Annotated in this window: 17 protein-coding genes; 14 read left to right on the top strand and 3 right to left on the bottom strand. The window is 67.9% G+C overall.

The window, feature by feature from the left end; genetic code table 11:
• Nucleotides 1–116: 116 nt before the first annotated feature.
• The 11 genes from CFB41_RS29775 to CFB41_RS29725 all read left to right on the top strand — a co-directional run bounded on the left by CFB41_RS29775 (nucleotide 117) and on the right by CFB41_RS29725 (nucleotide 11171).
• Nucleotides 117–947 (top strand): MetQ/NlpA family ABC transporter substrate-binding protein, encoded by an 831-nt coding sequence (locus CFB41_RS29775; RefSeq protein ID WP_039367858.1) that lies wholly within the window; start codon nucleotides 117–119, stop codon nucleotides 945–947.
• 10 nt (nucleotides 948–957) lie between these two features.
• Nucleotides 958–2376, top strand: a complete 1419-nt coding sequence (locus tag CFB41_RS29770) for an LLM class flavin-dependent oxidoreductase (RefSeq protein ID WP_089459065.1) — start codon at nucleotides 958–960, stop codon at nucleotides 2374–2376.
• Nucleotides 2377–2394: 18 nt separating this feature from the next.
• Nucleotides 2395–3582, top strand: coding sequence for a methionine ABC transporter ATP-binding protein (locus CFB41_RS29765; protein ID WP_089459064.1), 1188 nt, complete (start codon nucleotides 2395–2397; stop codon nucleotides 3580–3582).
• Nucleotides 3575–4231 (top strand): methionine ABC transporter permease, encoded by a 657-nt coding sequence (locus CFB41_RS29760; protein ID WP_089459063.1) that lies wholly within the window; start codon nucleotides 3575–3577, stop codon nucleotides 4229–4231. Before CFB41_RS29765 ends, CFB41_RS29760 begins: the two co-directional genes overlap by 8 nt.
• 53 nt (nucleotides 4232–4284) lie before the next feature.
• Nucleotides 4285–5127, top strand: a complete 843-nt coding sequence (locus CFB41_RS29755) for a hypothetical protein (protein ID WP_089459062.1) — start codon at nucleotides 4285–4287, stop codon at nucleotides 5125–5127.
• A complete protein-coding gene (locus CFB41_RS29750; RefSeq protein WP_089459061.1) occupies nucleotides 5124–6335 on the top strand; it encodes an acyl-CoA dehydrogenase family protein in 1212 nt (403 codons plus the stop codon). Before CFB41_RS29755 ends, CFB41_RS29750 begins: the two co-directional genes overlap by 4 nt.
• Nucleotides 6336–6471: 136 nt before the next feature.
• Nucleotides 6472–7680, top strand: coding sequence for a zinc metallochaperone GTPase ZigA (gene zigA / locus CFB41_RS29745; protein ID WP_089459060.1), 1209 nt, complete (start codon nucleotides 6472–6474; stop codon nucleotides 7678–7680).
• 58 nt (nucleotides 7681–7738) lie between these two features.
• Nucleotides 7739–8659, top strand: a complete 921-nt coding sequence (gene folE2 / locus CFB41_RS29740) for a GTP cyclohydrolase FolE2 (RefSeq protein WP_089459282.1) — start codon at nucleotides 7739–7741, stop codon at nucleotides 8657–8659.
• Nucleotides 8653–9231, top strand: coding sequence for a 6-carboxytetrahydropterin synthase (locus tag CFB41_RS29735; protein WP_089459059.1), 579 nt, complete (start codon nucleotides 8653–8655; stop codon nucleotides 9229–9231). The genes folE2 and CFB41_RS29735 overlap by 7 nt, the downstream gene beginning before the upstream one ends.
• Nucleotides 9231–9791, top strand: coding sequence for a carbonate dehydratase (locus tag CFB41_RS29730; RefSeq protein ID WP_089433370.1), 561 nt, complete (start codon nucleotides 9231–9233; stop codon nucleotides 9789–9791). The genes CFB41_RS29735 and CFB41_RS29730 overlap by 1 nt, the downstream gene beginning before the upstream one ends.
• A 3-nt stretch (nucleotides 9792–9794) precedes the next feature.
• A complete protein-coding gene (locus CFB41_RS29725) occupies nucleotides 9795–11171 on the top strand; it encodes a dihydroorotase (protein WP_089459058.1) in 1377 nt (458 codons plus the stop codon).
• On the opposite strand, the gene CFB41_RS29720 is transcribed toward CFB41_RS29725, so the two are convergent.
• On the bottom strand, nucleotides 11168–11632 hold the full coding sequence (locus CFB41_RS29720) for an Lrp/AsnC family transcriptional regulator (RefSeq protein ID WP_089459057.1): 465 nt from the start codon (nucleotides 11630–11632) through the stop codon (nucleotides 11168–11170). The genes CFB41_RS29725 and CFB41_RS29720 overlap by 4 nt on opposite strands.
• 154 nt (nucleotides 11633–11786) lie before the next feature.
• Here CFB41_RS29720 and CFB41_RS29715 point away from each other — a divergent pair, with 154 nt between their 5' ends.
• Entirely contained in the window at nucleotides 11787–12416 is a 630-nt protein-coding gene (locus CFB41_RS29715; protein ID WP_089459056.1) for a LysE family translocator, read from the top strand.
• A 32-nt stretch (nucleotides 12417–12448) separates the two neighbouring features.
• Here CFB41_RS29715 and CFB41_RS29710 read toward each other — a convergent pair whose 3' ends face one another.
• On the bottom strand, nucleotides 12449–13297 hold the full coding sequence (locus tag CFB41_RS29710; protein WP_089459055.1) for a helix-turn-helix domain-containing protein: 849 nt from the start codon (nucleotides 13295–13297) through the stop codon (nucleotides 12449–12451).
• A 196-nt stretch (nucleotides 13298–13493) separates the two neighbouring features.
• On the opposite strand from CFB41_RS29710, the gene CFB41_RS29705 reads away from it, so the two are divergent.
• Together CFB41_RS29705 and CFB41_RS29700 are read left to right on the top strand one after the other, a co-directional pair.
• Nucleotides 13494–14456 carry a DUF2167 domain-containing protein gene (locus tag CFB41_RS29705; protein WP_089441566.1) on the top strand — a complete coding sequence of 321 codons (963 nt, stop codon included), beginning with the start codon at nucleotides 13494–13496 and terminating at the stop codon, nucleotides 14454–14456.
• A complete protein-coding gene (locus CFB41_RS29700; RefSeq protein ID WP_089459054.1) occupies nucleotides 14453–15178 on the top strand; it encodes a site-2 protease family protein in 726 nt (241 codons plus the stop codon). The genes CFB41_RS29705 and CFB41_RS29700 overlap by 4 nt, the downstream gene beginning before the upstream one ends.
• 78 nt (nucleotides 15179–15256) lie before the next feature.
• Here CFB41_RS29700 and CFB41_RS29695 read toward each other — a convergent pair whose 3' ends face one another.
• Nucleotides 15257–16636 carry an MFS transporter gene (locus CFB41_RS29695; protein ID WP_089459053.1) on the bottom strand — a complete coding sequence of 460 codons (1380 nt, stop codon included), beginning with the start codon at nucleotides 16634–16636 and terminating at the stop codon, nucleotides 15257–15259.
• Nucleotides 16637–16663: the final 27 nt, after the last annotated feature.

Raw genomic sequence — 16663 nt, 5'->3', positions numbered from 1 at the left:
TCTCTATCATCGGCTGATCTTTTCCGATGCGTTTGACCTCTGTCCGGAGAACGCCCGTGCGTTCGCCGCGGCGTCGCTCATCCATCGATACCGTCTTTGGACAGGAGAGTGGTTTCATGCTGCATGCCGTTTTTTCCGCCCGCTTTTCCGCCGGCCGCGTCGCGCGCCTGCTGGCTGCCGCCGTGCTTGGCGTCGCATTGCTCAATGGCGCGCACGCCGACACCGCGCCGCTGAAGGTCGGCATCTCGACCAGCCCGCAAATCGAAGCGCTGAAAGTTGCCGCGAAGGAGGCGAAGGCGCAGGGGCTCGACGTGAAGATCGTCGAATTCACCGACTGGAATACGCCGAACGCGGCGCTCGCGAACAAGGACATCGACGTCAACTACTTCCAGCACATCCCGTTTCTCGAGAACGCGAACAAGCAGGGCGGCTACAACTTCGTGTCGATCGCGCCCGGCACGATCATGAAGATCGGCCTCTATTCGAAGAAGGTGAAAAGCTTCAGCGAGCTGAAGGACGGCGCGAAGGTCGCGATCGCGAACGATCCGGTGAACGGCGGGCGCGGGCTGTTGCTGCTGCAGCGCGCGGGGCTCATCACGCTGACGCCGGGCGCCGACTACCGCGCGACGACGCACGACATCGTGTCGAACCCGAAGCACCTGAAGATCATCCCGCTCGAAGCGTCGCAGCTCGCACGTTCGCTCGACGACGTCGATCTCGCGCAGGGCTACCCGAGCTTCATCAAGCTCGCCGGCACGACCGACCCGAACAGCGCGCTGCTGTTCGACGGCACCGAGAACAAGATCTTCGCGATCCAGTGGGTCGTGCGCCCGGACAGCGTGAACGATCCGCGCATCCGCAAGTTCATCTCGATCTACCAGCACTCGCCGGCGGTGCGCAAGGCGCTCGACAACGCGTTCGGCTCGCTGTACGCGATCGCGTGGTGACGGAGGCGGCATGACGACGGCGAACCGCAAGAAAATCCTGCTCAACGCGTTCAACATGAACTGCGTCGGGCACATCAACCACGGGCTGTGGACGCATCCGCGCGACCGCTCGGCGCACTACACCGATCTCGACTACTGGGCCGACCTCGCGAAGACGCTCGAGCGCGGCAAGTTCGACGGGATCTTCCTCGCGGACATCGTCGGCGTGTACGACGTGTTCGGCGGCGGGCCCGACACCGCGCTGCGCGAATCGGTGCAGGTGCCCGTCAACGATCCGCTGCTGCTGGTGCCCGCGATGGCGCAGGTCACGCGGCACCTCGGCTTCGGCGTGACCGCGAACCTCACCTACGAACCGCCTTACCTGTTCGCGCGCCGCATGTCGACGCTCGACCACCTGACCAAAGGGCGCGTGGGCTGGAACATCGTCACCGGCTATCTCGACAGCGCCGCGCGCGGCATGGGCCTCGCGCAGCAGATCGGCCACGACGACCGCTACGAGCGCGCGGACGACTACATGGACGTCGTCTACAAGCTGTGGGAACAGAGCTGGGACGACGATGCGGTGATCCGCGACGCGAAGGCGCGCGTGTTCGCGCAGCCGGGCAAGGTGCGGCGCGTGAAGCACGACGGACCGTTCTATTCGATCGACGCGATTCATCTGAGCGAGCCGTCGCTGCAGCGCACGCCGGTGCTGTACCAGGCCGGTTCGTCCGCGCGCGGCGTCGAGTTCGCGGGGCGTCACGCGGAATGCGTGTTCGTGAACGGGCAAAGCAAGGCCGCCGCGCGCGCGGCGACACTCGACATTCGCGCGGCCGCTGCACGGCAGGGCCGCGACCCGGCGTCGATCAAGATCTTTGCCGGCGTGAGCGTCGTGACGGCGGAAACCGAACTTCTGGCACGCGAGAAATTCGACGAATACCGGCGCTACGCGAGCGCCGAAGCGGGCCTCGCGCATTTCGCGAGCTCGACCGGCATCGACTTCGCGAAGTACGGCCTCGACGAGCCGATTTCGTATGTGAAGACCGATTCGATCCAGTCGGCCGTCGACGCGATCTCGCGCAAGAGCACGACCGGCACGTGGACCGTGCGCCGCATGCTCGAACAGATGTCGCTCGGCGGCCGCTATGCGCCGATCGTCGGCTCGCCGTCGCAGGTCGCGGACGAGCTGCAGTCGTGGATCGACGAGACCGGGATCGACGGCTTCAACCTGACGCGCACCGTGATGCCCGAATCGTTCGAGGATTTCGTCGACTGGGTCGTGCCCGAGCTGCAGAACCGCGGCGTCTACAAGGAAGACTACGATCCCGCGCCCACGCTGCGCGAGAAGCTGTTCGGCGCGGGCCCGCGCCTGCCCGCGTGGCATACGGGCGCGCAGCACCGGCCGGGCGCCGCCGTGCACGCCGAATCCGCGCATCCCGCGCATGTCTGAACGTGACGGAGCGAAGCGATGACGCAATTGTTCGATACGCTGGGTTTCATCGATACGTCGGCCGTGCGGGCCGCCACGGCTGCCGCGACGCATGACGCAGCGGCTGCGTTGGCCGAACCGGCCGGCGGCGTTGCCGTGTCGCTGGAGCAGGTCGGCAAGGTGTTCGCGACGCCGCGCGGCCAGGCCGCCGCGCTGCGCGACGTGACGCTCGACGTGCGGCGCGGCGAGGTCTTCGGGATCATCGGCCGCAGCGGCGCCGGCAAGTCGACGCTGCTGCGGCTCGTGAACGGCCTCGAACGGCCGAGCTCGGGCCGCGTGCGCGTGCAGGGCGTCGACGTCGGCGCGCTCGACGAGGATGGCCTCGTCGCGCTGCGGCGCCGCACCGGCATGGTGTTCCAGCATTTCAACCTGCTGTCCGCGAAGACGGTGTTCGAGAACGTCGCGCTGCCGCTGAAGATCGCCGGCGTGCCGAAGGCCGAGCGCGTGCGCAAGGTCGAGGCGCTGCTCGAACTCGTCGGGCTCGCCGCGAAGCGCGACGCGTATCCGGCCAGCCTGTCGGGCGGGCAGAAGCAGCGCGTCGGCATTGCCCGCGCGCTCGTGCACGATCCGGAGGTGCTGCTGTGCGACGAGGCGACGTCGGCGCTCGATCCCGAGACGACGCAGTCGATCCTCGCGCTGCTCGCCGACATCAACCGCCGCCTCGGGCTGACGATCGTGCTGATCACGCACGAGATGGAAGTGATCCGCGCGGTGTGCGACACGGTCGCGGTGATCGAGCAGGGCGAAGTCGTCGAAACGGGCCCCGTGTGGCGCGTGTTCGGCGATCCGCGCCACGGCGCGACGCGCGCGCTGCTCAGCACGCTCGTGCACGACCTGCCGGCCGAACTGGCCGCGCGCGTGCAGCCGTTGCCGGAACAAGCCGCGTTGCCTGAAGGCGCGCAGGTCGTGCTCGACGTCCGCTATACGGGCGAGAGCGGCGGCGAGCCGGATGTCGGCGCGCTTGCAGTGGCGCTCGGCGGTTCGGTGAGGTTCCTGCACGGCGGGATCGAGCGCATCCAGGGGCACGCACAGGGGCGGCTCGTGATCGCGGCAGCCCTGCGCGCGGAAGATGCCGGCCAACCGCCGGCCCGCGGCGGTGCAGTAGCCGCGCTGCTCGAACGCGCGCGTCGCCACGCGAATCACGCGGAGGTGCTCGGCTATGTTTGACCTCTGGTGGCCCGAACTGCTCGACGCGATCCGCGACACGCTGTCGATGGTCGCCGCATCGGCCATGATTGCCGCGTTGATCGGCATCCCGCTCGCGGTGATCCTCGTGACGACCGCGCCCGGCGGCATCTACGAGCGGCGCGGCGTGAACGCGGTGCTCGGCGCGCTCGTCAACGTGTTCCGCTCGACGCCGTTCATCATCCTGCTCGTCGCGCTGCTGCCGTTCACGCGCGTGCTGATCGGCACGACGATCGGCGTCTGGGCGGCCGTCGTGCCGCTGTCGATCGCCGCGATCCCGTTCTTCGCGCGGATCGCCGAGGTGAGCCTGCGTGAAGTCGACCGCGGGCTGATCGAGGCCGCGCTCGCGATGGGCGCGAAGCGCCGCCACATCGTCTGGCACGTGCTGCTGCCCGAAGCGCTGCCCGGCATGCTCGGCGGCTTCACCATTACCGTCGTCGCGCTGATCGGCTCGACGGCGATGGCGGGCGCCGTCGGCGCGGGCGGCCTCGGCGATCTCGCGATCCGCTATGGCTACCAGCGTTTCGACACCACCGTCATGGCGACCGTGATCGTGATCCTGATCGCGCTCGTCTCGGCCGTGCAAATCACGGGCGACCGCCTGGTCCGACGTGTGACCCGGCGTACCTGAGCGACGCCACAAGAGTCCGCTCGCTTCATTCATGATCCTGAGAGAAAGAACCTATGACCTTGCCCATCGGCGCGCCGCGCGAATGGAACGGACAATTCGAGGAAGCGTTGTTTCTCGACGTGGCGCGACGCCATCGTCCTGACTTCCCGGCGAAGCTCGCCACGCCGCCGCGCGAGCCGCACAACGACGACGAGCTGGCCGCCGTCGCCGACTACTACACGAAGATGGCGTCGCACGACCTGTTCATCGTGCAGGTCGTCGCGAAGGCGATCGACACGCTGTTCCGCGACGATCCGCATTTCCAGCTGATCCTGTCGCGCCAGCTCGGCGACGACGGCGCGCACGCGGTGATCGGCCGCGAACGCGTGACCGAACTGACGGGGCGCGATCCGCTGCCGGAAGTCGACCGCCTCGTCTCCGCGCACTGGGCGCGCATCGGCGACATCGCGGTGCGCGACATCGCGGGCTTTCTCGCGTTCGAATGGCACTACGAGCTGCACATCCTCGCGAAGCTGTGGATCCAGCGCAAGACCGGCCTCATCGGCGATTCCGCGATGCGCGAGCATGGCGAGAACCGGATCCGGCCGGACGAGGAATGGCATCGCGTGCAGATCGTCCAGTGGTGGTTCGACACGCTGAAGGCGCTGCCGGTGGCCGAACGCGATGCGCTGATCGATCGCGTGATCGCGGCCGACGAGGAAACGCAGGCGCGGCTCGACGGTTATCTGCACGACGAGTACGCGCATACCGCACACGTGTTCGGCGCGGATATCGCCGAATACCGCGCGATCTACGACGACTGGCGGCGCGAGATCCTGTCGCGGCTGACCGGCCGCCAGCTCGACGCGCTGGTGCCGCTGTCGGGTGAAGCGGTTGCGCAGGAAGCCGTCGCATGAACGATCCGCGTGGCCCGGCGACCTTTGCGCCCGATACCGATACGCCTGCTTTCGACCCCGTCGCGCTGGCGCGCGCGATCGACGCGTTGCGCACCACGGCCGCCGCGCGCGACCGCGCGGGCGGTCATGCGGCGCAGGAGAAGCGGTGGCTCGCCGATGCGGGCCTGCTGACGCTCGCGGTGCCGCGTGCGTTCGGCGGGCAGGAAGCCGCATGGCCCGAGATCTACGATGCGATCCGGCAGATCGCGCGCGTCGACAGCGCGCTCGCGCATCTCGTCGGGTTCCAGTGCCTGCAGGTGGTGAGCGTCGACGTGTGGGGCAACGCCGCGCAGCGCGAACGCTACCTGCGCGGCACGGTCGAGCAGCAATGGTGGTGGGGCAACGCGGTCAATCCGCTCGACACGCGGCTCGTGGCCACGGCCACGCCTGACGGCGGCTACCGGCTCGAGGGCGTGAAGGGCTTCTGTTCGGGCACGCGCGGCTCGCAGCGGATGACGGTGTCCGCGCACGATCCGGACACTGGCCGCACCGTGTTCGGCGTGGTGCCGACCGATCGTGCGGGGATCACGGTCAACGAAGACTGGGATCCGATCGGCCAGCGCCAGACCGACAGCGGCAGCGTGCGCTTCGACGGCGTGACGCTTGCGGCGGACGAGGTACTGCACCGTTCCGAGACGCCGCCGACCCCGCGCGCGACACTGCGCACGCTCGTGTCGCAGCTCGTGCTGACCAACCTGTTCGTCGGGCTCGCGGAAGGCGCGCTGGCGGAAGCGCGCGACTACGTGCTGAAGCATGGCCGCCCGTGGATCCAGTCGGAGGTCGCGCAGGCGAGCGACGATCCGTACACGCTGCAGCGCTTCGGCGACATGCGCGTGCGGGCGATCGCCGCGGCGGTGCTGGCCGATCGCGCGGCCGCCGCGTTGCAGCGTGCATGGGCGCGACAGGATGCGCTGACGGCGGACGAGCGCGCCGAGGTGGCGCTCGCGGTATCGGAGGCGAAGATCGTCGCGCAGCGCGCGGCGCTCGAGAACGGCGAGGCGCTGTTCGACGCCTGCGGCGCACGCGCGACAGCCGCGTCGCTCGGCCTCGACCGCTTCTGGCGGAACGCGCGCACGCATACGCTGCACGATCCGCTCGACTACCGGCTGCGGGATGTGGGCCGGTTCGCGTTGACGGGCGAGTTGCCGCAGGCGTCGCTCTATACATGACGGCGTGATGCCGGAGCGGCGCGGTCCGCTCCGGACAAAACCTAACCGGCATGCTGGACGTTTGAAATGATATGTTATATCGTTGCGATACTATGTATCACTCGATGATCGTCCACTCTCCTCCCGGAATCGCCCGATGAGCCCCGCACTCTCCCCGTCCACGCGGCTTCCCGTGACCGTCCTGTCCGGCTTCCTCGGCGCCGGCAAGACGACGCTGCTCAACCACATCCTGAACAATCGCGAGGGCCGGCGCGTCGCGGTCATCGTCAACGACATGTCCGAGGTCAACATCGACGCCGCGCTCGTGCGCGACGGCGGCGCGGGGCTGTCGCGCACCGACGAGAAGCTGGTCGAGATGAGCAACGGCTGCATCTGCTGCACGCTGCGCGAGGACCTGCTGATCGAGGTCGACCGGCTCGCACGCGAAGGGCGGTTCGACCAGCTCGTGATCGAATCGACCGGCATCTCGGAGCCGCTGCCGGTGGCCGAGACGTTCACGTTCGAAGGCGAGGACGGCCGCAGCCTCGGCGAAGTCGCACGGCTCGACACGATGGTGACGGTGGTCGACGCGTTCAATTTCCTGCGCGACTACGCGTCGCGCGACAGCCTGCAGTCGCGCGGCGAATCGATGGGCGAGGAAGATGCGCGCACGGTCGTCGATCTGCTGATCGACCAGATCGAGTTCTGCGACGTGATCGTGATCAACAAGATCGACCTGATTGACGCAAGCGCGCGCGAGCAGCTGGTCGCGCTGCTGCGCGGTTTGAACCCGCGCGCACGGATCGAGATCGCCGAGTTCGGCAAGGTGCCGCTCGAGCGCGTGCTCGACACGGGCCTGTTCGACTTCGAAGCCGCATCGCGCGCGCCGGGCTGGCTGCAGGAGATGCGCGGCACGCACACGCCCGAGACCGACGAGTACGGCATCCGCAGCTTCGTCTATCGTGCGCGCCGGCCGTTCCATCCACAGCGCTTCTTCGATCTCGTCGAAAGCGAATGGCCGGGCGTCGTCCGCTCGAAGGGATTCTTCTGGCTCGCCACCCATCCGACCGTCGCCGGCTCGTGGTCGCAGGCCGGCGCGGTCGCGCGGCACGGGCCGGCCGGCTACTGGTGGGCGGCCATGCCGCCCGAGCGCTGGCCGCAGGATGCGGAAGCCGTCGCGCAGATCCGCGCGCGCTGGGACGAGCACGTCGGCGATGCGCGGCAGGAGCTCGTGCTGATCGGCATGGACATGGACGAGCCGGCGCTACGCGCACGCTTCGACGCGTGTCTGCTGACCGACGCCGAGATGGCCACCGGCCCCGAACACTGGACCACGTGGGACAACCCGTTTCGCGACTGGCCCTGACCTGACCGCGCTTCCTGCATCGATCCGGATGGAGAAGGCGCTCCACCGGATTCCGAGCATGAACGCACCGCTTCCCGATATTTCCCTGACCGATGCCGCGCCGGGTGGCCGCCCGCTCGAATGGGTTGGCATGCAGGGCATCGACCTGCCCGTTGCAGTGGCCGAACCCGGCTGCCGGCGCGACGTGCATGCGCGCGCCGACGTGCAGGTCGATCTGCCTGCGCCGCACGTGAAGGGCATCCACATGTCGCGGCTGTACCGGCTGCTCGACGGGCTCGATGATGGCGCGGCGCTGTCGCCGGCCGGCCTTCAGCGTGTGCTGCACGCGATGGTCGACAGCCATCGCGACTGCGACACGCGCAGCGCGCGGCTGCGGTTGCGCTTCGACTTGCTGGCACGCCGCGCCGCGCTGGTGACGGACGGGCTGGCCGGATGGAAAGCCTATCCGGTCCGGATCGACGCGATGCTGACCGGCTCCCGGTTCGCGCTGCGCGCGCAGGTGACGGTCGTCTATTCGTCGACGTGCCCGTGCTCCGCCGCGCTGTCGCGGCACTGGGTCGAGCAGGCGTTCCTGGCGGCATTCGGTCGCGACGATCGCGTGGAGCCGGCGGCGGTCGCCGCGTGGCTGAAGCGGCACGCGACGGCGGCCACGCCGCACAGCCAGCGCAGCGAAGCCGTCGTCAGCGTGGCGCTGCCCGCCGATGGCGCGACGCTGGGGCTGATCGACCTGATCGATCGCATCGAGCACGCGCTCGGCACGCCGGTGCAGACGGCCGTCAAGCGCGCGGACGAGCAGGCCTTCGCGGTGCTGAACGGCGGCAACCTGATGTTCGTCGAGGACGCCGCTCGCCGGGTCCAGGCCGCGCTGGACGGCCACCATGCGACCCCGCACGTGCACGTGCGCCATCTGGAAAGCCTGCATCCGCACGATGCGGTGGCCTGGGCCGCGCCGGTGCGCGAAGGCGCCGACGCATGCTGATCCGCAAGCTGTTCCGCTTCGAGAACGCGCACGTCGTGCGCGGCTGCAGCACGCGGCGCTGCTCGCATTCGATCCACGGCCATTCGTACCGCGTCGAGCTGCTGCTGGAAGCGCACGCGCTGGATCACGGGCAGATGATCTACGACTTCGGGCTGCTCAAGGGCGACGTGCGCGACCTGATCGACGCGTTCGATCACGCGGTGACGCTGTGGACGGACGACGACCCGTGTTATGTCGAAAGCATGCGCCGGCATTCCGAGCGCTGGGTGCTGCTGCCCGTGTCGCCGAGCGCCGAGCAGTTCTCGCGCGTGTTCTTTCGCCTCGTCGATGCGGCGCTGTCCAGCACCCGCATGACGAACGGCGAAGCCGACGTTCGGCTGCATTCGATCATCGTTCACGAGACCGAGACCGGTTACGCGCAGTGCTTTCGCGACGATGCGTTCAACCCGCGCATGGGCCGCATCGACCTGGACGACATCGTGTTCGCGCCGGCCATCGCCGCACAGTGGCGCGATCCGGGCCTGTTCGAGCGGATCAAGCGCGGCCACCCCCTTTCAAGGCAGGAATCCTGATGATCAGAAAGAACCCGCGCGGCGACCTGCCGCAGATTCACCCGAGCGCCTTCGTCGATCCGACCGCCATTCTGTGCGGGCTCGTGATCGTCGAGGAGAACGTGTTCATCGGCCCGTACGCGGTGATCCGCGCCGACGAAACGGATGCCGGCGGCCGGATCGCGCCGATCGTGATCGGCGCGCATTCGAACATCCAGGACGGCGTGGTGATCCATTCGAAGTCGGGCGCGAGCGTCACCATCGGCCAGCACACGTCGATCGCGCATCGCGCGATCGTCCACGGCCCGTGCAAGGTCGGCAACGGTGTGTTCGTCGGCTTCAACAGCGTGCTGTTCAACTGCACGATCGACGACGGCTGCGTGGTGCGCTACAACGCGGTCGTCGACGGCTGCCATCTGCCGCCGGGTTTCTACGTGCGTTCGACCGAGCGCATCGGGCCGGAAACCGATCTCGCCGCGTTGCCGCAGGTGACGGCCGACGCAAGCGATTTCTCCGAGGACGTCGCACGCACGAACAATGCGCTGGTACTGGGCTACAAGCACATCCAGAACGAGTTCTGAGTCATGGACGAGCCTATCCGACGTGAAGCGGGCGTGAGCGATGCGCTGCGGCGACGTCACGCCGGCCTGCTCGTGCACGGCGGCACGGCGATGACGCCCAACGGGGCTGAGCGGATCGACATCGCGTGCGTGGACGGCCGTGTCGTCGCGCTGGGCGCATTGCACGGCACGTGGAGCGCCGACGTCCTGCTGGACGCCGGCGGCCTGCACGTGTTGCCGGGCGTCGTCGACAGCCAGGTGCATTTCCGCGAACCGGGCTTGACGCACAAGGAGACCCTCGAGGCCGGCACGCGCGGCGCGGTGCTCGGCGGCGTCACGACGATCTTCGAGATGCCCAACACGCATCCGCTGACGCTGACCGCGCAGGATCTGCAGGCCAAGCTGGATCTTGCGCGCGGCCGTGCCTGGTGCGACTACGCGTTCTACATCGGCGGCTCGGCCGCGAACGCCGAACGGCTGCCGGTACTCGAAAACCTGCCGGGCTGCGCGGGCGTGAAGGTCTTCATGGGCAGTTCGTTCGGCGACCTGCTGGCCGACGACGAAGCCGTGTTGCGCCGGATCGTGCGCAGCGGGCGGCGGCGCATGGCCGTGCATGCGGAAGACGAGGCGCGGCTGCGCGAACGCCGGGCGCTCGTCGAAGCCAGCGGCGACGTGCGTGATCATCCTCGCTGGCGCGACGAGGAAAGCGCGCTGGCGGCGACGCGGCGCATCGTCGGGCTGTCTGCCGAGACGGGCCGGCGGCTGCATGTGCTGCACGTGTCCACTGCCGAGGAAATGGCGTTTCTCGCGCAACACCGGCATCGCGTGACCGTCGAGGTCACGCCGCATCACCTGAGCCTGCACGCGCCCGATTGCTACGCGCGGCTCGGCACGTTCGCGCAGATGAATCCGCCGGTGCGCGAGCGGCATCATCAGGATGCGCTTTGGCAGGCCGTGCGAGATGGCGTGGTCGATGTGATCGGCAGCGATCACGCGCCGCATACGCGCGACGAAAAACGCCGGCCTTATCCGCAATCGCCGAGCGGGATGACCGGCGTGCAGACGCTGCTGCCGCTGATGCTCGATCACGTGCAGGCGGGCCGCCTGAGCCTCGCGCGGCTGGTCGACCTGACCAGTGCCGGGCCGGCGCGCATCTTCGGCATCGCGGGGAAAGGGCGGATCGCGGTGGGTTACGACGCCGATTTCAGCATCGTCGACTTGCGAGCGCGTCGCGTGATCCGGGACGAATGGATCGCCAGCGTGAGCGGCTGGACGCCCTATGACGGGTGCGCGGTGACGGGCTGGCCCGTGCATACGGTCGTGCGCGGGCAGGTCGTGGTGCGCGATGGCGAACTGAACGGGGAGCCGGCAGGGCAGGCCGTGACGTTTCTGGATGCCTAGATCGGCAGGCGAACCGTCTGCTTGATGCGTTTCAGCGGAATCTCCGTTTCGACGTTGCGGACGCCTTCGATCTGCGTGAGCGTTTCCATCTGAAAGCGCTGGTAGTCGTCGAGATCGCGCGCGATCACGCGCAGCAGATAGTCGTAGCTGCCGGCCATCAGATGACATTCGAGTACTTCGGGCGCTTGCTCTATTTCGCGCGCAAAGCGTTCGACGGTGGTCTTATCCTGGCGCTCCAGCGTGACGCGCACGAACGCGGTGAATCGCAGGTCGACGGCAGCCGGGTTCAAGAGCGCGACATATGCGTCGATCACGCCTTGTTCCTCGAGCAGATGAACGCGGCGCAGGCATGGCGTGGGCGACAGCCCGGCCTGTTGTGCTAGTTCGGCATTCGTCTGGTTCGAATTCCGTTGCAATGCACGCAGAATGCGCCGGTCGATCGCGTCCAGTTTGATTGGCATTTTTTGCTACCAGAAGCTTGAAAACTAGAGATTAGCTCCAAATCGCGGATCTCACGTAGCCAAATACGCATCCAATCTCCACGGAAGGGCACCGATAATCTGAAGACCGGCCGGGCGATTCCCGCCCGCCGGCTATCCCTTCAGGAGCGCTCCCATGTCACATCTATCCTGGCTGCCGTTCATCGCAACGTCGCTTCTGATCATCGTCACGCCGGGTCAGGACATGGTGCTCGTGATGTCACGCACGCTGTCCGGCGGCACGCGCGCGGGCCTCGTGACGGCCGCGGGCGTCAGCGTCGGGCTGCTCGTTCATACGATGCTCGCGACGCTCGGTCTGGGCGCGCTTCTTCAGGCATCCGAATGGCTGTTCACGGCGCTGAAGGTGATCGGTGCGCTGTATCTGTTGTACCTCGGCATCACGTTGCTGCGTTCGTCGGGCGAACTGACGCTCGCGAGCGGCCGCGACGGTGCGCCGGCATCGCGGCTTCGCACGTTCGCGCAAGGCGCGCTGTCCAACGTGTCGAATCCGAAGGTCGCGCTCTTCTATCTGGCGTTCCTGCCGCAATTCGTGCCGGTGGGCACCGCGCATCCGATGCTGTCGCTGTTCGTGCTGGGCGCGACGTTTGCCGGCCTGACGTTTCTCGTCAAAGGGCCAGTCGCGTTGTTCGCGGGCCTGCTGTCTGCATCGATCCGCCGCAATCCGCGCATCCTGACGCGCATGCATCGCGTCAGCGGGGTGGTGCTGCTGGGGCTCGGCGTGAAGCTGGCGCTCGAGCGCCGCTGATCGCGGCCGCGGCGCCGGCGCGCCGGCCGGCTTTATTCCTCCGGCAACGCATCCGCCAGCGCCCGCATGGCCTCCACCGTCTCCGGGTTCGCCGGAAAGAACGCCTCGATTGCGAGTTCCGACAGCGTCACGTCGACCGGCGTGCCGAACACCGTCGTCGTACTGAAGAACGTCAGTTCGCCGGCCGCCGTGCGCAGCCGCAGCGGCACGGCGATCTCCGCGAAGTCGGTGCGCGCCTGCGTGTCGTCGGGCTGGCCGGCCGGCGCCGGATACGCGGCGAGTTCGTCGTGCAGCGTGTGCAGCGTGCGGTCGCCGCTCGCATCGATCTGTCGCTGCAGCCGATGCAGGATGTGCGCGCGCCATTCGTGCCAGTTGACGATCTGCGACGCGAGCCCGTCCGGATGCAGGCTCAGCCGCAGCACGTTGACGGGCGGCTGCAGCAGCGCCGGGTCGGCTTGCGCGACCAGCGCGCCGAGCATCCGGTTCGCGGCGAGCAGCGTCCAGTGGCGGTCCACGGCGAGCGCCGGATAAGGCTCGTGGCCGCGCAGCACGGCTTCGACCGCATGGCGCGCGGCATCCAGTTGCGGATCCGAAAACGGCCGTTCGCGGAATAGCGGCGCGAAGCCGGCCGCGACGAGCAGCGCATTGCGTTCGCGCAGCGGTACGTCGAGACGCTCGGCAAGATGCAGCACCATCTCGCGGCTCGGCTGCGCGCGGCCCGATTCGACGAAGCTCAGGTGGCGCGCGGAGACGTCCGCGTCGAGCGCGAGCGCCATCTGGCTCAGGCGGCGGCGTTGCCGCCACGTGCGCAGCAGCGGGCCGATGCCTGGCGCGCGGCCGGCGGACGGGGAGGGCGAATGGAGGGCGGCGGTCGGGTTCATGTGGCAGATGATAGGCAATCCCGCGTACCTTGGGCATTACCTCGGACGTAAGCATCGCGCCGCTCCCCGGGCGCGTCACCGCGCTGCGTTACCATAGCCCCCGTGCCAACTGAGAGACGACGCCGGACCCGCGATTGAAAACGCCTGGGCCGGTGGCGTGCATATTTACGACAAGGCATTCCAGGGGAATCCAACAATGAAAAAACTTGCCGTCCGGCTCGCCTGCGTGGCGACGCTCGCATTCGCCGCGACCACCGGCCACGCGCAGACCGAAGCTGCGCAGGTGGAAATGAGGGCCGCCGCCGCGGCCGCCAACGACGCGGTCGTGAAGGGCCCGACCGATATCGACGTGAAACACGAAGCCGTGCTGAAGCTGAAAGCCGGCGAATCGTTCGTGCCGGCTGCCGAAGCCGGCCGCTACCTGCGCTCGATGGGCAACTCGATCGACGAATCCAAGCTGGTCGGCCTCGTGCTGCCCGACGATCCCGATGCCGACTGGATTTCGGTCGTGTCGTTCGAGCCGAGCGGCTATATCCGCGACGACGACGCGAAGGACTGGAAGCCCGACGAACTGCTGAAGAGCCTGCAGTCGGGCACCGAGGAAGACAACCCGGGGCGCAAGGAGCGCGGCCTGCCGGAGACCGAGGTGGTCGGCTGGGCGAAGGCGCCCGCCTACGACGCCGCCACGCACCGGCTCGTGTGGTCCGCGATCATCCGCGACAAGGGCGCGGCCCCGAACGCCGAGAACGACGGCGTGAACTACCGGACGCTCGTGCTCGGCCGTGACGGCTACCTGTCGCTGACGATGGCGTCGACGCTGGCCGACCTGCCGAAATACAAGGCGTCGGCCGACGAACTGCTGTCGAACATCCGCTTCAACGACGGCAAGCGCTACGCCGATTTCAACAAGTCGACCGACCACGTCGCCGAATACGGCCTCGCGGCGTTGATCGTCGGCGTCGGCGCGAAGAAGCTCGGCCTGCTCGCGCTGATCGGCGCGTTTGCGGTGAAGTTCTTCAAGATCGGCGCGGTCGCGCTGCTGGCCGGTGGTGCGGCACTGAAGCGCTTCTTCGGGCGCAAGCCGAAGGCGGCCGCGGTGCCGGCCGTCGCCGAGGCATCCAGCGTCGCCGACGTATCCGGCACGGAGCGCAAGGAATGACGAAGCTGTTGCTGCTGATCTTCGGCGGCCTGAAGCTCGGCAAGGTGCTCATGTCGGCGGGCACCATGCTGGCGTCGATCGCGGTCTACGCGCTGTTCTACGGCTGGCGGTTCGCCGCCGGTTTCGTGGCGCTGCTGCTGGTGCACGAGGCCGGCCACTATATCGCCGCGCAGCGGCGCGGGCTCGACGTCGGGCTGCCGACCTTCATCCCGTTCGTCGGTGCCTGGATCCAGCTGAAGGAGATGCCGCACGACGCGGAAACCGAGGCGTACGTCGGGCTTGCCGGGCCGTTCGTCGGCACGCTCGGCGCGCTGGCCTGCTACGCGGCCGCGCGCCACACCGACAGCAACCTGCTGCTCGCGCTGTCGTACACGGGCTTCTTCCTGAACCTGTTCAACATGATTCCGCTGTCGCCGTTCGACGGCGGGCGGATCACCGCGGTGCTGTCGCCGCGCATCTGGTTCGCGGGCGTGCCGGTGCTGATCGCGCTGTTCGTGTACCGCCCGAGCCCGCTGCTGATCGTGATGGCGATCCTCGCGCTGCCGCAGCTGAGGCGTGCGTGGCGCTACGATCCCGACGCGCCGGAGAACCGCGTGTACTACGCGACGTCGATCGAGACGAAGACGACGTACGCGCTCTGCTACGTGGGCCTGCTCGCGTTCCTCGCGCTGATGACGTCCGGCGTGCACGACATGCTGCGCGTCGCGCATTCATCGATCTGACGGCCGGTACCCGAGGTCGAATGCAACAACGGCGGCCGTTTTCATGCGGCCGCCGTCGTTTTGTCTTGAAGCCGAACGTCAGGCGTCGCGATGACGCAGTTCGACGCGTTTGATGTCCTTCACGATCACGAGATAGCTGAACACGGTGACGAGCGCGTTCAGCCCGACGAACACGAGCGCGCCGTTGAACGAGCCGCTCGCGCCGACGAGGTAGCCGATCGCGATCGGCGCGACGATGCCGGCCGTGTTGCCGAACATGTTGAACAGGCTCCCCGACAGGCCGATCGCTTCCTTCGGCGCGGTATCCGCGACGACGGCCCAGCCGAGCGAGCCGATCCCCTTGCCGAAGAACGACACGGCCATCAGCACGATCACCAGCACTTCGCTGTCGACGTAGTTGCAGCCGATGATGACCATCGACAGCGCCATTCCGCCGACGATCGGGATCTTGCGCGCGAGCGTGAGCGACACGCCGCGGCGGATCAGCCCGTCCGACAGCATCCCGCCGAGCACGCCGCCGAGGAACCCGCAGATCGCGGGCAGCGACGTCATGAAGCCGGCCTTCAGCAGCGACATCCCGCGCGCCTGCACGAGGTAGATCGGGAACCACGTGAGGAAGAAGTACGTGAGCACGTTCACGCAATACTGGCCCAGATATACGCCGATCAGCATCCGGTTCGACAGCAGCTGGCGCACGTAGTACCAGCCGGCCACGCGGCTGCTTTCGGAGCGCGCGCCGTTGCCGCTGCGTGTGGCGGTGCGCACGAGGCCGCCGCCTTGCTCGATATGCTCGAGTTCCGCGCGGTTCACGGCCGGATGGTCGGCCGGATCCTTCATGACCCGCAGCCACAGGAACGCGAGCGCGATGCCCGCGAGGCCGAGCCACAGATACACCTGGTGCCAGCCGTACGCATGCGTCAGCCACGCCATCAGCGGCGAGAACACCACGGCCGCGAAGTACTGCGCGGCGTTGAAGATCGCCGACGCGGTGCCGCGTTCGGCGGTCGGGAACCAGCTCGCGACCACTTTCGCGTTCGCCGGAAAGGCGGGGGCTTCGGCGATGCCGACCGCGAAGCGCATCGCGAACAGCGCGGCGACCGCGAACGCGGCGCTGCCGCCGAGGCCGATCGTGCTCTGCAGCAGCGTGAACGCCGACCACAGGAAGATGCTGGCCGCATACACGCGCCGCGCGCCGAAGCGGTCCAGCAGCCAGCCGCTCGGCAGTTGCGCGAGCACGTACGCCCAGCTGAACGCCGAGAAGATGTAGCCCATCGTCACCGGATCGATGCCGAACGCCTTGCGGATCGGCGTGCCGGTGATCGACAGCGTCGCGCGGTCCGCATAGTTGAGCGTCGTGACGACGAACAGCATCGCCAGGATCCAGTAGCGCACGGCGGTCCGGCGCGCGGTGCGCGCGAGGTCGAGCGGAAGCTCGCGAGAAGGGGTTTGATTAGACACTTTAATGTATGTCGTCGTATGACTTGG

Source organism: Burkholderia sp. AU33803, from assembly GCF_002223095.1.
GTDB lineage: Bacteria > Pseudomonadota > Gammaproteobacteria > Burkholderiales > Burkholderiaceae > Burkholderia.
This window is presented reverse-complemented; position numbering and strand designations above follow the sequence as displayed.

What these genes read in the sequence shown, in the direction of transcription:
- folE2 (WP_089459282.1), top strand. Translation starts at nt 7,739, where the DNA reads ATGAACGCACCGCTTCCCGATATTTCCCTGACCGATGCCGCGCCGGGT.
- CFB41_RS29765 (WP_089459064.1), top strand. Translation starts at nt 2,395, where the DNA reads ATGACGCAATTGTTCGATACGCTGGGTTTCATCGATACGTCGGCCGTG.
- CFB41_RS29755 (WP_089459062.1), top strand. Translation starts at nt 4,285, where the DNA reads ATGACCTTGCCCATCGGCGCGCCGCGCGAATGGAACGGACAATTCGAG.
- CFB41_RS29730 (WP_089433370.1), top strand. Translation starts at nt 9,231, where the DNA reads ATGATCAGAAAGAACCCGCGCGGCGACCTGCCGCAGATTCACCCGAGC.
- CFB41_RS29710 (WP_089459055.1), bottom strand. Translation starts at nt 13,297, where the DNA reads ATGAACCCGACCGCCGCCCTCCATTCGCCCTCCCCGTCCGCCGGCCGC.
- zigA (WP_089459060.1), top strand. Translation starts at nt 6,472, where the DNA reads ATGAGCCCCGCACTCTCCCCGTCCACGCGGCTTCCCGTGACCGTCCTG.
- CFB41_RS29720 (WP_089459057.1), bottom strand. Translation starts at nt 11,632, where the DNA reads ATGCCAATCAAACTGGACGCGATCGACCGGCGCATTCTGCGTGCATTG.
- CFB41_RS29705 (WP_089441566.1), top strand. Translation starts at nt 13,494, where the DNA reads ATGAAAAAACTTGCCGTCCGGCTCGCCTGCGTGGCGACGCTCGCATTC.
- CFB41_RS29770 (WP_089459065.1), top strand. Translation starts at nt 958, where the DNA reads ATGACGACGGCGAACCGCAAGAAAATCCTGCTCAACGCGTTCAACATG.
- CFB41_RS29735 (WP_089459059.1), top strand. Translation starts at nt 8,653, where the DNA reads ATGCTGATCCGCAAGCTGTTCCGCTTCGAGAACGCGCACGTCGTGCGC.
- CFB41_RS29750 (WP_089459061.1), top strand. Translation starts at nt 5,124, where the DNA reads ATGAACGATCCGCGTGGCCCGGCGACCTTTGCGCCCGATACCGATACG.
- CFB41_RS29775 (WP_039367858.1), top strand. Translation starts at nt 117, where the DNA reads ATGCTGCATGCCGTTTTTTCCGCCCGCTTTTCCGCCGGCCGCGTCGCG.
- CFB41_RS29715 (WP_089459056.1), top strand. Translation starts at nt 11,787, where the DNA reads ATGTCACATCTATCCTGGCTGCCGTTCATCGCAACGTCGCTTCTGATC.
- CFB41_RS29700 (WP_089459054.1), top strand. Translation starts at nt 14,453, where the DNA reads ATGACGAAGCTGTTGCTGCTGATCTTCGGCGGCCTGAAGCTCGGCAAG.
- CFB41_RS29760 (WP_089459063.1), top strand. Translation starts at nt 3,575, where the DNA reads ATGTTTGACCTCTGGTGGCCCGAACTGCTCGACGCGATCCGCGACACG.
- CFB41_RS29725 (WP_089459058.1), top strand. Translation starts at nt 9,795, where the DNA reads ATGGACGAGCCTATCCGACGTGAAGCGGGCGTGAGCGATGCGCTGCGG.